Below are 13,976 nucleotides of genomic sequence, written 5' to 3' on the forward strand. Positions count from 1 at the left end.
GTGACTAGCCCGCGCCGAATCGGAGCCGGATCGGGCCGTTGTATCCCGCACCCGCGCCCGACGGCGGATCTTGAGACACCACACGGGCCCGGTTGCCGCCGTCGGAGGGGACTTCATCGGTGCTGAGGCCCTGTCCTTGCCACCCCGCCTGATACAGCATCGGCTCGGCGTCGGTCCAGAACTTGCCGATCAGGTTTGGCATGCGGAACTGCCCGCCCTGCGAGACCCGGATCTCGATGACGCCATCCTCCGGGAACATCGCTCCGGCAGGCGGATTCGTGCTTAGAATCTGCCCTTTCGATTCTGGGCTGGGGAGCTGAATGATGGCCGGTGGCGTCGGGAAACCGTACGTCGGCAGGTTCTTGGTGGCGACGTCGATGTTCTGTCCGGTCAAGTCGGGCACCGGCTTCTCCCCTGGACCCTTACCGACAACGATGGTGATGTTGTTGGTGACGGCCGAGTATTGCCCGGCCGGCGGGTTGGTGGCCATGACCCGGCCCTTGTCCTCGGGCAAGGACTTGGTTTCGCTTTGGGTGAAGGTGCCCTTGAAACCAGCGCCCTGGAGCTTCTTGACGGCGTCGCCGAAGCTGAGGCCCTTGCAGTCCGGCACCTGCTGGCTCTCCGGTCCGATGGAGACGTTCAGCGTCACCTCAGTGCCTGCGGAAACGGTGGACCCCTTGGCGGGATCGGTGTCGATGACCTTGTCGGGAGCCATCTTCGAGCTGGTGTTCTTCTGAGTCCTGGTCTTGAACCCCAGATTCTGCAGGGCGGCGACGGCCTCGGCCTGAGACTTGCCCGTCACATCGGGAACCTGCACATCACGCGACGGACCGCTGCCCCAGACGATCGCCACGGTGACCACCACGGTGAGCACTACCAACGCAGCCAGCCCAACCAGCCAGCGGCTGAGCGGGTTTCGTCGCGGTTCTGCGTAGTGGCCGGGTTGCGGGCCCGTCGAGGGGCCGGGAGCGGGGAACGTCTTGGCACTGGACGGGGTGTTGAGCATCGAGCTGCGCTCGGCGTCCGTGAGAACCTTCGGCGCGTCCGGTTGCTCGCCCTGGTACACCCGCATCAGGTCGGTCCGCATTTCGGCGGCGTTCTGGTAGCGGTTGTCGGGATTCTTCGAAAGTGCTTTAAGCACAACGGAATCCAAACCAGGCGGAATCTCCGGATTGCGCTTAGACGGCGGCAGGGGGTCTTCGCGCACGTGCTGGTAGGCCACCGCGACAGGTGAATCACCCACGAAAGGCGGTTCGCTGGTGAGCAATTCGTAGAGAACACAGCCCAGCGAGTAGACGTCCGAGCGTGCGTCCACGGTCTCGCCACGGGCCTGCTCCGGCGAAAGGTACTGCGCGGTCCCGATGACCGCCGCGGTCTGGGTGACGCTGACCCCAGCGTCCGATACGGCGCGCGCGATCCCGAAGTCCATTACCTTTACCGCGCCGGTCTTGCTGATCATGATGTTGGCGGGCTTGACGTCGCGGTGGATGATGCCGTGCTGATGGCTGAAGTTGAGCGCCTGGCAGGAGTCGGCGATAACTTCGATCGCCCGGCGGATCGGCATGGGGCCGTCCTCCTTGACGATGTCACGCAGGGTGATGCCGTCGACGTACTCCATGACGATGTAGGGCAGGGGTCCGGTGGGCGTCTCGGCCTCGCCGGTGTCGTAGACCGCGACGATCGCCGGGTGGTTCAGCGCGGCCGCGTTCTGCGCCTCGCGTCGGAAACGCAGATAGAAACTGGGATCCCGGGCCAGATCTGCGCGCAGCACCTTGATGGCGACGTCGCGGTTCAACCGCTGGTCGCGCGCCAGGTGTACCTCGGACATGCCCCCGTAGCCGAGGATATCCCCCAGCTCGTAGCGGTCCGAGAGGTGCTGCGGAGTGGTCATTACGGTGATTTCGTCCCAGGGATACGGTCCGGTTCGGCCACCGGAAGCAGAGCCACGATATTAGCTGGCGCAAGCGCTCCTGGCGAAGCTGAACCTGGGCTCGAGGGTGCTTCGCTGCTGGGGACCGTTGCCGGGGAGAGGTTCTTCTTCTCGTTGGCCTGCAGGACGATGAGCGCCGCGATGATGATGGCGAAGATGCCCAGCACCGCGGCAGCCCACATCAGGGCCTTCTGACCGGGTGAGAAGGTGCCACGCCGCGGCGGCGGGGGACGGTGGGTGCCGGTCGGCGGACGCGTCCGGGACGTGGGTGGGGCGACCCGGCTTGGGGCACTGACTGCCGGACGCACTTGAGTGGCGGGGGGGATGGCGGCGGGCGCGGCCCGGCTGATGGTTGGTGCTTGGTTGGGCCGGGGTGCGCGGCGCCCGGCGCGCACGGCAGCGACCGCGTCGGCGAACTGTCCGCCGGTGGTGTACCGGTTCTGCGGGTTCTTCACCAGCGTGATCTCGATGAGTTCGCGCACGTTGGGCGGTAGATCGGCGGGCAGCGGCGACGGTGTCTCCTTGATGTGCTTCATCGCAACCGTCAGCGCGCCGTCCCCTGAGAACGGGCGCTTACCCGAAACCGCTTCGTAGCCAACGACTCCCAGTGCGTAGACATCGCTGGCGGGGGTGGCGTCATGCCCCAGAGCCTGTTCGGGCGCGATGTATTGGGCGGTGCCCATCACCATTCCGGTCTGGGTGACCGGTGCGGCATCCACGGCCTTGGCGATACCGAAGTCGGTGAGCTTCACCTGGCCGGTGGGGGTGATCAGGATGTTGCCCGGTTTCACATCGCGGTGCACCAGTCCAGCGGCGTGCGCGATCTGCAGGGCGCGGCCGGTCTGCTCCAGCATGTCCAGCGAGTGACGCAGCGATAGGCGGCCGGTGCGCTTGAGCACCGAGTTCAACGGCTCGCCGTGGACCAGCTCCATGACGAGGTAGGCGGTGCGGCCCTCGCTGTCGATGTCGGTTTCGCCGTAGTCGTACACGCTGGCGATACCGGGATGGTTGAGCATCGCGACGGTGCGTGCCTCGGCGCGGAACCGCTCGATGAACTCAGGGTCCGAGGAGAACTCGGCCTTGAGCACCTTCACGGCCACCCGGCGGCCCAGGCGGCTGTCAGTGCCCTCCCAGACCTGTCCCATACCGCCGGTAGCGATGAGCCGCTGCAACCGATAGCGACCCGAAAGTGTCTCTCCCACACGTACCGTCATGAAGCTCCCTGCAATGCTGCGGCGATGACCTGCCGCCCGATGGGTGCGGCGACGGAGCCGCCGGTGGCCGCCAGGGCACGGTCTCCGCCGTCTTCGACGAGGACCGCAATGGCGACTTTGGGGGTAACCGCCGTGGTCTGAGCGGTGCCGGTCTCGGGGGCCGGGGCAAAGGCGATGTACCACGCGTGCGGTGGCGTGTTGCGCGGATCGGTGCCGTGCTCGGCCGTACCGGTCTTGGATGCGATCTGCACGCCGGGGATAGCACCGGTCTGCTGGGTGCGCTGTTCAGAAGCAATCATCAGTTCAGTCAGGGTGCTCGCGATAGCCGGTGACACGGCCTGGCCGATGTCGTCCGGGGAGGTGGTGGACAGGTTCGAAAGGTCTGGGCCCTTAAGGCTATCGACCAGGTGAGGCTGCATCAGCACGCCCTTGTTGGCGACGGCCGCGGCGACCATCGCGTTCTGCAGCGGGGTCACGGCGACATCCTTTTGCCCGATGCTCGACATCGCGACGGCCGCATCGTCGGACATCGCGCCGACGGTGGAGGTGGCCACCTGCAGCGGGATGCCGTCGAGCTCGTGATCGAGGCCGAAGGCCTGCGCCGCCTTGACCAGCTTGTCACGCTTGAGTTGTTCAGAACCGAGCTTGGCGAAGGCGGTGTTGCAGGAACGCGCGAACGCCTCTTTGAGGGTCGTGACGTCGCCGCCGCCGCAGGACGCTCGGTTGTAGTTCTCCAGGGTGGTGTTGCTACCCGGCAGGAAGATCGTCGGAGACGCGGTCACCTCGGTGTTGACCGTCTTGCCGTCGGCCAGGGCAGCGGCAGTCGTGATCACCTTGAAAGTCGAACCGGGCGGGTAGGTCTGCGAGATCGCCCGGTTCACCATCGGCTGTGCCGGATCGTCGATCAGACGTTTCCAGGCCCCGTTCTCCTTTTCGGAGTCCTGACTGGCGAGCAGGTTCGGGTCATAAGAGGGCGTCGACACCAGCGCAAGGATCTTTCCGGTGGAGGGCTCCAACGCCACCACCGCACCGCGGCAACCGTTCTTGCAACCGCTGTGCATCGCGTCGTAGGCGGCCTGCTGCACATCGGGGCGGATGGTGGTGACCACGCTGCCGCCGCGCGGATCGCGGCCGGTGAAGAAGTCCGCCAGGCGGCGGCCGAACAGCCGGGGATCGGATCCGTTGAGCACAGTGTCCTCGGCGCGTTCGAGTCCGGCGCTGGAGTAGTTGAGCGAGTAGAAACCGGTCACCGGTGCGTACACCTCGGGGTCCGCGTACTGCCGCAGGAAGCGGAAGCGGCTGTTGGTGGCCACCGAGGAGGCAAGCAACTGCCCACTGGCGGATATCTGCCCGCGCTGGCGCGAATACTCGTCCAGCAGCACCCGCTGATTGCGGGGGTCGGCGCGGAGTCCCGGTGCCGTGAACACCTGGGTAAGGGTGACGTTGGCCAACAGCAGCACGATAAGTCCCATGACGGCAAGGGACACCCGGCGGATCGATGTGTTCATACGCGATCGATCAGTTCCGTGCGGGCCTCAGCGATGGGGGCAGCGTTGGGTTCAGCTTTGGCGCTGAGCGGTCGCCGCGCGATATGCGAGATCCGCAGCAGGATGGCCAGCAGCACGTAGTTGGCCACCAGCGAGGACCCGCCGTACGAGATCCAGGGCGTAGTGAGCCCCGTCAGCGGGATCAGCTTGGTGACGCCCCCGACGACGATGAACAGCTGCAGTGCCAGCGCCGCCGACAGCCCGGAGGCGAGCAATTTACCGAAGCTGTCCCGCACTGCCAGTGCGGTGCGGAAACCCCGGACGATGAGGATGGTGAACACCAACAGCACGCCGGCTAGGCCAACCAGCCCGAGTTCCTCGCCGATCGCGGCGATGATGAAATCCGTTGAGGCGGCAGGCACAGTGCCCGGCTGACCGTTCCCCAGACCGGTGCCGAAGATGCCTCCGGTGGCAAAACTGAAGAGCGACTGCATCATCTGGTAGCCGTTGCCGTCCGCATCCGCGAAGGGGTCGAGCCAGGTTTCGACGCGCACGCGCACGTGTGCAAACAGGAAGTACGCCAGGAATGCGCCGACGACGAAGAGTCCGAGCCCGATCAGCACCCAGCTGATCCGCGCCGTCGCGATGTACAGCACCGTCAGGAAAGAGGTGTAGAGCAACAGCGAGGTGCCCAGGTCTTTCTCAAAGACCATGACGCCCACTGAGATTGCCCACACGGCCAGCAGTGGGCCCAGATCCCGGGCGCGCGGCGACTCCACCCCCCAGTAGCTGCGGCCGGCGGTGCGAAACAGATCGCGTTTGGTCATCAGGAAGGCCGCGAAGAACACCAGCAACAGAATCTTGGCGGCCTCGGCGGGCTGAATCGACAAGAACGGCAACTCAATCCAGATCTTGGCGCCGTTCCGCTCGGAGGCCGAAGACGGCAGCATCGCCGGAATGGCAAGCAGGACAATGCCGACGATTCCAAAGGTGTACCCGTACCGCGCCAGCGTGCGGTGGTCCCTGACGGTCACCAATACCCCGATGAGTGCCGCGACCCCCACCAGCGTCCACAGCACCTGCGCGTTGGCTTCGAGTCGCCCGTCGCCGTCACCGGCGGCTACCTTCGCCAGGTCCAGGCGGTGGATCATCACCAGGCCAAGGCCGTTGAGCAGCGCCACGCACGGCAGCAGCAGCGGATCGGCGTAGGGGGCATATCTGCGAATGGCGATGTGCGCCACCGCGAACAGGACCAAGTACGCGGCACCGAACTTGAGCAAGTCCAGCGACAGTCCGCGTTCTAGATTGGCCTCGACGAGGATGAGGGCAACGGTGGTGATCGCTGCAGAGAAGCCGAGCAGCCCCAATTCCGCGCTGCGGCGTGTCGGCTGCACGGGTGGCACGGGGCCGCCCAGACCGGGCACTACCGCGGTTTGGGGCGCCGTGGTCATGACACGGTCCGGCAGGTAACACCCGGTTCTTGTGGTGGCGCCGGCAACGGGGTCGGCGGCGCGGTCGATGTTGCGGTGGGCAGGGGAGGCGCAGTGCTGGCGCCGGAGGGTGTAGACGTCGGGGCCGGCTTGGGGGCCGTGGTCGTGGTGGTCGTGGGCGAACCTGATGTGGTGGGCGGGGTGCGTCCGGAGGTGGTCGGCGCGGGCAACGGCGGCACCGTCTTGGGTGCGGGCGGCGCGCACGGCGGCAGCGCGTTCTTGGTGAGCTGGCGCAGCTGGCCGATGGCCTGATCGAGGGTGCCTCCGGGCAAGCCGGTTTCGACCTGTTGGCGATCGGCCGGCCGCAGGTCGGAGACCTTGAGGTACTGGCACTCCCGGGCGGATGCCGATTCCCCGTAGCTCACCAGCGACAGGTCGCCCCGGGTGTCGAGGCAGCCGATCAGGTCTGGCCGCTGCAGCCGGTAATTCAGGAGTGAGCCCTGGACTCCTTGCATGATGGAGACGTTGTTCTCGTGGGCGCTCACGTAATAGTTGTTGAGCACCACACGGCGGCCGATGGCCAACCCGGCCAACGCGATGAGCAGCACCAGCACCGCCGCGATCACCCAGCGCAGTCCCCGCTTCTTGGGCTTGATGGCCTCGGATTCGGTTGTCTCGCTATCGGATTCGTCCGCGATCACCGCGGGTTCTTTGAGTGCTCGCTGAATGGCAGCGGCGCGTCCGGCAGCCGTGTTCGGCGGTGGCGTGTCGGTCTCGGCGTCGGCGGATACCGCCCCCGCCACGATCGGCCGGGTCTGTCCATAGTCCAGCTCCACGACGTCTGCGACGACGACGGTGACGTTATCGGGCCCCCCGCTGCGCAGCGCCAATTCGATGAGCCGGTCGGCCGCGGCGGAGACATCGGCGATCTCCAGCGCCTCGGCGATGGTCTCGTGGCTCACCGGATCGGAAAGCCCGTCCGAACAGAGCAGGTATCGATCGCCTGCATGCGCCTCACGCATGATGAGCGTCGGCTCGACGGGCGCACCGGTGAGCGCGCGCATGATGAGCGAGCGCTGCGGATGGTTGTGGGCCTGTTCCGCGGTGATGCGACCCTCGTCGACGAGGGTTTGGACGAACGTGTCGTCCTTGGAGATCTGAGCGAGCTCTCCGTCGCGCATCAGATACGCGCGCGAGTCGCCGATGTGCACCATGCCGAGACGTTTCCCGGCGAACAGGAAGGCCGTCAGGGTGGTGCCCATCCCGTCGAGCTCGGGTTCGGCGCGGACGTGGTCGGCGATGGCCCCGTTACCGGAGTGCACCGCGTCGGCCAGCGTGTCCAGCAGGTCGCCGCCGGGTTCGTCGTCGTCGAGCGGCGCTAGGGCCGCGATCACCAGCTGGGAGGCAACCTCACCGGCGGCATGACCGCCCATACCGTCGGCCAGCGCCAGCAGACGCGCGCCGGCATAGACCGAATCCTCATTATTTGACCGGACGAGTCCGCGGTCGCTACGCGCCGCGTAGCGAAGCACCAGTGTCATGAGCGCAACTCGATCACTGTCTTGCCGATTCGTACCGGCGTCCCCTGGGGAACCCGCAGCGCCGTCGTCACCTTCTCCCTATCCAGATATGTGCCGTTGGTCGATCCTAGATCCTCGACGTACCAATCCGATCCGCGTGGCGATAGCCGCGCGTGCCGCGTCGAGGAGTAATCGTCGGTGAGGACCAGTGTGGAGTCGTCGGCCCGGCCGATCAAGATGGGCTGAGTGCCGAGCGTGATCCGGGTGCCTGCCAGCGCGCCCTCCGTCACCAGCAGGTGTTGCATCTGCCGTCGGCCGGCCTTCGCAGGACGGATCGAACGTAGATTCAGGCCCCGATTGGCCATCAGCTGACCGGTGGGAGCGTAGATATCGGTGCGCAGGATGCGCAACACCGACCAGATGAAGACCCACAGCAGCAACAGGAATCCACCGCGGGTGAGCTGGAGCACCAGTCCCTGCATCCGGTCGTCGTTCCTCTCGCTGGTCCCTCCCGCACCCGGCGGATTCCCCGTGCCGCCCCAGGGCCCGAGTGGGTGGCCCGGCAGGGAAACGATACTTGGCCGGGTTCCCCGTCGGGGTCCGATATGTGCAGCCTGTCTCGAACGGGTGCTGTTACTGCACCCGAACGATGATCTCGGAGTGGCCCAGGCGAATGATGTCGCCGTCTGCCAACTGCCACTCGGTGACCGGTGCGTTGTTGACGGTGGTGCCGTTGGTCGAGTTGAGATCCGACAGCAGCGCGGCGTGTCCGTCGAAGCGCACCTCGAGGTGACGGCGTGAAACGCCGGTGTCCGGCAGTCGGAACTGCGCGTCCTGCCCACGGCCGATCACATTGGTGCCCTCACGCAGCTGGTATGTGCGACCGCTACCGTCGTCCAGCTGCAGGGTGACGGTGGTGCGTCCACCACCCGGGCTGGCCGCGGGGGCGCCGTAATCGGGGCTGCTCTGGTAGCCGCCCTGCTCGTAGTCGCCATACTCGGGCTCACCGTAGCCACCCTGCGGGGATCCATATCCGCCCTGCTGCGGTGCTTGAGGCGGGGCGCCATAGCCGCCACCCTGCTGCGGGTAGGCGGGGGGACGGCCGTAGTCCTGGCCCGGAGGGGGGCCGTACTGGCCGCCGCCCTGCTCGTATTCGCCGTAGTTGGGACGAGGGGGCTCGCCGTACCCGCCCTGCTGTGCTTGTGGTGGGGTGCCGTAACCGCCACCCTGCTGGGGAGGGGCCGGGGGACGACCGTAGTCGCCGCCGCCCTGTGGCGGGCCGCCGTATCCGCCCTGCTCATAACCACCGCGCCCGGGCTGGTCGTACCCGCCCTGCTGCGGCGGACGCTGCTGGTAGCCGCCCTGGTCGTAGCCGGCCGGGGGACGACCGTAGTCCCCGCCGCCCTGTTGTGGCGGCTGGCCGTATCCGCCCTGGCGTGGGGGGTAGCCCTGGTCGCCCTGCGGCGGCTGCTGACCACGCGGATCCTGGTCGGGACGCCCGTAGCGGTCGTCTTCTCGGCCGTACTCTTCGCCGGGGCGTCCCTGCTGGGGACCTGGGTTGTCAGTCATGGGTGCTCCTGGTTGTGAATCCGGGGTCGAAGGGCCAGTCGTCACGGCGCCGTGCGTACGGTCCCGCTTGGAGTCGGGATTGACCACACCGCGCGTACGGAACTGGCCGGTGTGCAAGTTCGGTGATTGTTCGAATCGGACAACAACCTCACCATACGTTTGCCACCCCTGATCGCGAATATATTCGCGCAGGAGTTCGGCGAACGTGTCCGCGTTGAGATCGCGATCGTCGGCCGCCTTGTCAAGGTCTCCGGTGCTGAGGAGAACAACGAACTCGTTGGGAGCCAAAAGCCGGCCTTGACTGGCTGATCTGACTCCGTCGGCCGCCTCGCGGCGCAGCGACGCCTGCACTTCCTGCGGGACGATGCTGCCGCCGAAGACGCGGGCGAAGGCATCGCCGACCACGTCCTCGAGCTTGCGCTCAAAGCGTTGGACAATTCCCATGCCTTCCTCCTTTCGGCGATCGCGCGGCAGGTTCTGAGCGCATGACGCAGCACTCCGCCGCGAGCGGATCTCGAGTAGATGGTATCGGTTTGATCATCGCGGTCACCCGCTCCTCTATTACGAGACGACATCGTCTTGGCACCGAGAGGCCTTCTATGCACGGGCTATGTCACGATTTGGGTGCGTGGACGGCCTTTCGTCGAACCTTCTCGGTTCGAAAGTGGGTCCGTGATCGTGATAGTCTGCCGCAGTCGTTGGGGCGAGTGGCGGAATGGCAGACGCGCTGGCTTCAGGTGCCAGTGTCCTTCGGGACGTGGGGGTTCAAGTCCCCCTTCGCCCACCGAATTGAGACAGGGCCTCGGGTTCATCCCGGGGCCCTTTTTCAATCTTCCGGTACGACTGGCGGCTCGGATCCCAGGGAGCATGCCGAACTGCTGTACGCGCACGAAGCTTCGGCGCCGAATCGCAGGTCGGCGTGCGTATCGCCCGTTACCGCGCGGCGTCGATTGCCTTGTGGATGCGCTGTTCACTCACCGCACGCGCGGTGCCGAGCTGTTGCGCCCACAGGCTGACCCGCAGCTCCTCGATGAACCAGGCGATATCCCGCACCGCGGGATCGTCTTGTCGCCCCGGCGCGATATCACGCAGCAGGTCGTCGTACGCGTCTTCGACAGCGTGCACTCGATTCATCCGTTCGCGATCGGCCTCGACGCCCTGAGCCAGCCGCTCCAGCCGTTTGCCGATCGCGGTGACGTACCGCGCGAGATCGCCCAGCTTGGCGGCGCCGGTAGCCGCGACGAAACCCTTGGGGAGCAGCCTGTCGATCTGGCCGCGGATATCGGCAATCGCGTCGTTCTGTGCGGCGGGCGCCTTGTCGGGCAGCGCTACCTGCACCTCACTCCAGGCGGTGACCACCTTGGTGGTCCGATTCACCACGTCAAGGGTCGTGACGGCAAGGCTCTTGGCGACCTGGTCGCGCAGACCGGTGAACTCGGTACGTGTCCATACGGGTGCGGGCGCGAGCCAATCGACAGCGGCGTCTGCGCAGTCATCCAGCAGCGCGGCCAGCGACCCGTCCGGATTGGACGTGAGCAGTAGTCGAGTCCTCGGATCCAGGCCGCGCTCAACGGTTTTCATGGGTGAGGCGATCGAGAGCCGCAAGAGCCGGCGGGTGCCTACCCGCATTGCCGCCTGCTGCTCGGCCTCGGTGGCATACACGTGCACGTCCACCGAGGTCCCGGTGTCCGTTAACGCCGGGAAGCCCCGCACCGTGTGTCCGCCGCTGACATGCTCGACGGCACGCGGCAATTCGGCCAGATCCTCGGGCCAGCCGCGCAGTCCGGTGCGTTCCCACTCCCCCGCCACCGCCGCGGCGACGGCCTCACGCGCGGGGGCGGCGAGGCGCGCTTGCAGCGCACCAAGGTCCTTGTCCCGGGCCACCTCAGTGCCCTCGGAGGATTCGACGACGAAGGTCACCCGCAGGTGCGCGGGAATCTTATCCAGGTCAAATGCATCGGTAGGTACGCGAATACCGCTGAGCCGGTGCAGTTCCCGGCTCAACGCATGCACTAACGGCTCGGTTCCGGGCTCGAGCGTGTCCAGCACGGCACGCGCGGTGTCGGGTGCGGGAACAAAGTTGCGGCGCAGATCCTTGGGCAGCGACTTGATGAGCGAGGTGATCAGCTCCTCGCGCAGGGCAGGTACGTGCCACGCGAATTCGTCGCCGCCCAGACGGGCGAGCACCTCCACGGGGATGTGCACGGACACGCCGTCGTCGGCCGCGCCCGGTTCGAACCGGTAGCTCACCGGCAGCGTCAGATCCCCCGCCTGCCAGGTGTCGGGCATATCGTCGGCGGCGTCCTCGGTGCGCAGCAGGTCGGCGCGGGTGAACGTCAACAACTGCGGCGTCTGGTGCCGCTGTTTGCGCCACCATGCGTCAAAGTGTCTAGCCGACACCGCATCTTCGGGAATCCGCGCCGCGTAGAAGGCGAAGATCTCCTCGTCCCCTACCAACAGATCGCGCCGCCGTGCCCGGTCTTCCCACTCGGACAGCTCCTGCAGCAGCTGGGCGTTGTCGCGCAGGAAATGGTGCTTGCTCTGCCAGTCGCCCTCCACCAGGGCATGCCTGATGAACAACTCGCGGGCTAGCTCCGGATCGATCTGCGCGTAGCTCACGCGCCGGCGCGGCACCAGGGGCAGCCCATAGAGCGTGACCCGCTCGAACGCCATGACCGAGCCGCGCTCGGCGTCCCAGTGCGGCTCGCTATGGGTGCGCTGTACTAGGTCCCCGGCGACCTTCTCGACAGACTGCGGGTCGATGCGCGCCGCGACCCGGCCGAACAGCCGACTGGTCTCCACCAGGTCGGCGACCACCACCCACCGCGGGGGCTTCTTGGTCAGCACCGACCCCGGGGCTAGCACGAACTTGGTGTTCCGGGCGCCGGAGTAGTCGCGGGTGTCGCCCTCGCGCAGCCCGATGTGGGACAGCAGTCCGGCGATCAACGCGGCGTGCACACTCGCGGGATCGGCGGCGTCACCGGATTCGCGAATACCGAGATCGCGGGCGATGCTGCGCAGCTGACCCACCAGGTCCTGCCATTCGCGGATGCGCAGGTAGTGCAGGAACTCGCTGCGGCACATGCGTCGAAAGGCGCTGCCCGAGAGCTGGCTTCGCTGCTCCTGTAGATACCGCCACAGATTGAGATACGCGGTGAAGTCGGAATGCTCGTCGGCGAATCGGGCATGTTTCTGCCGAGCCGCCTCCTCACGGTCGGCCGGACGTTCGCGCGGATCGGGTATCGACAGCGCGGCCGCGAGCACCAGGATTTCGCCGACGCATCCCTCGGTGTCGGCCTGCAGGATCATCCGGCCGATGCGCGGGTCCAGCGGCAGCCGCGCCAGGCGGCGCCCCAGCTCGGTGATGGCGCCGCCCGCGTCGAAGGCGCCCAATTCCTGCAGCAGCTGCACACCGTCGCGGATGCTGCGTTTGTCGGGCGGTTCCAGGAACGGGAAGTCCTCGATGTCCCCCAGCTGCAGGGCCGCCATCTGCAGGATGACGGCGGCGAGGTTGGTGCGCAGAATTTCCGGATCGGTGTAGCGGGGCCGGGCCTCAAAGTCTTGTTCGGAATACAGCCGGATGCAGACACCCGGTGCGGTGCGCCCCGATCGCCCCGACCGCTGAGCGGCCGAGGCCTGCGAGATGGGCTCGATCGGCAGGCGCTGCACCTTGGTGCGTCGGCTGTAGCGAGATATGCGGGCGGTGCCCGGATCGACGACGTACCGGATACCCGGCACGGTCAGCGAGGTCTCGGCGACGTTGGTGGCCAGCACCACGCGTCTGCCGGTGTGCGGCTGAAAGACCTTGTGCTGCTCGGCTGTTGGCAGCCGTGCGTATAGCGGAAGAACCTCTGTGTTTCGAAAGGCGCCGCGCAGCGTTTCGGCGGTATCGCGGATCTCGCGCTCGCCGGACAGGAACACCAGCACATCCCCGGGCGGCTCGCTCTCCAGCTCGCGCACTGCGTCGGCGATAGCCTCGGTGGGGTCGCGCAGCTCGGTGCGGACGATCTCATGATCGGGATCGTCCGGATCGTCACTGGCGTCACCACGGATCGGGACTTCCAAGGGGCGGTATCGGATTTCGACCGGATAGGTACGCCCGGACACTTCCACGATGGGCGCATCGTGGAAGTGCGCCGAAAACCTTTGGGGCTCAATGGTGGCCGAGGTGACGATGACCTTCAGGTCGGGGCGCCTGGGCAGCAGCTCGCGCAGATAGCCCAGCAGGAAGTCGATGTTGAGGCTGCGTTCGTGTGCCTCGTCGAGGATCAGGGTGTCGTACCGCAGCAGCCGCCGGTCACGCTGGATCTCGGCAAGCAGGATGCCGTCGGTCATCAGCTTGACTAGGGTGCGGTCACTGGCCTGGTCGGTGAATCTGACGGTGTAGCCGACGGTTTCGCCGAGTGGGGTACCCAGCTCCTCGGCGATGCGTTCGGCGACGGTGCGGGCCGCCAGCCGGCGCGGCTGGGTGTGCCCGATGGTGCCACGGATCCCGCGTCCCAGCTCCAGGCAGATCTTGGGCAGCTGTGTGGTTTTACCCGAGCCGGTGGCTCCGGCAACGATAACCACTTGATGCGCGGAGATAGCCTTGGCGAGTTCCTCACGATGCGCGCTGACGGGCAGATCCGGATAGGTGATCACAGGAACAGCGGCGGTACGAGTGGCCACCAATGCCTCGGCAGCCACGATCTGTTCGACGAGCTTCTCGGACGAGTCCGGGCCGCGCAGGTTCTTGAGGCGCCGCCCGAGCCGGGAGGCGTCGCGAATGGTCAGACCGTCGAGGCGTGCACGCAGCTCGGTGCGGGACAGGTCGGACACTCACGCAA

At 66.6% G+C, this 13,976-nt stretch carries 8 protein-coding genes and 1 tRNA gene; 1 reads left to right on the forward strand and 8 read right to left on the reverse strand.

Features of this window, described 5'->3' with window-relative positions; translation table 11 throughout:
• Positions 1-4: 4 nt before the first annotated feature.
• From pknB to FZI91_RS16890, 7 genes are all read right to left on the reverse strand, one after another.
• On the reverse strand, positions 5-1,891 hold the full coding sequence (gene pknB, locus FZI91_RS16860; protein ID WP_155940245.1) for a Stk1 family PASTA domain-containing Ser/Thr kinase: 1,887 nt from the start codon (positions 1,889-1,891) through the stop codon (positions 5-7).
• Positions 1,891-3,144 carry a serine/threonine-protein kinase gene (locus FZI91_RS16865; protein WP_155940246.1) on the reverse strand — a complete coding sequence of 418 codons (1,254 nt, stop codon included), beginning with the start codon at positions 3,142-3,144 and terminating at the stop codon, positions 1,891-1,893. Before FZI91_RS16865 ends, pknB begins: the two co-directional genes overlap by 1 nt.
• On the reverse strand, positions 3,141-4,652 hold the full coding sequence (gene pbpA, locus FZI91_RS16870; RefSeq protein WP_155940247.1) for a D,D-transpeptidase PbpA: 1,512 nt from the start codon (positions 4,650-4,652) through the stop codon (positions 3,141-3,143). Before pbpA ends, FZI91_RS16865 begins: the two co-directional genes overlap by 4 nt.
• Positions 4,649-6,082: an FtsW/RodA/SpoVE family cell cycle protein gene (locus FZI91_RS16875; protein WP_155940248.1), complete on the reverse strand. Its 1,434-nt coding sequence runs from the start codon at positions 6,080-6,082 to the stop codon at positions 4,649-4,651. Before FZI91_RS16875 ends, pbpA begins: the two co-directional genes overlap by 4 nt.
• Positions 6,079-7,602: a PP2C family serine/threonine-protein phosphatase gene (locus FZI91_RS16880; RefSeq protein ID WP_155940249.1), complete on the reverse strand. Its 1,524-nt coding sequence runs from the start codon at positions 7,600-7,602 to the stop codon at positions 6,079-6,081. Before FZI91_RS16880 ends, FZI91_RS16875 begins: the two co-directional genes overlap by 4 nt.
• Entirely contained in the window at positions 7,599-8,063 is a 465-nt protein-coding gene (locus tag FZI91_RS16885; protein ID WP_155940250.1) for an FHA domain-containing protein, read from the reverse strand. Before FZI91_RS16885 ends, FZI91_RS16880 begins: the two co-directional genes overlap by 4 nt.
• Before the next feature lie 151 nt (positions 8,064-8,214).
• A complete protein-coding gene (locus tag FZI91_RS16890; RefSeq protein WP_155940251.1) occupies positions 8,215-9,594 on the reverse strand; it encodes an FhaA domain-containing protein in 1,380 nt (459 codons plus the stop codon).
• Positions 9,595-9,851: 257 nt separating this feature from the next.
• Here FZI91_RS16890 and FZI91_RS16895 point away from each other — a divergent pair.
• A tRNA-Leu gene (locus FZI91_RS16895) sits at positions 9,852-9,934 on the forward strand.
• Between the two features lie 149 nt (positions 9,935-10,083).
• Here FZI91_RS16895 and hrpA read toward each other — a convergent pair.
• Positions 10,084-13,968, reverse strand: coding sequence for an ATP-dependent RNA helicase HrpA (gene hrpA / locus FZI91_RS16900; protein ID WP_162526199.1), 3,885 nt, complete (start codon positions 13,966-13,968; stop codon positions 10,084-10,086).
• Between the last annotated feature and the right edge of the window lie 8 nt (positions 13,969-13,976).

The sequence above is a fragment of the Mycobacteroides sp. CBMA 271 genome (assembly GCF_009729205.1).
GTDB lineage: Bacteria > Actinomycetota > Actinomycetes > Mycobacteriales > Mycobacteriaceae > Mycobacterium.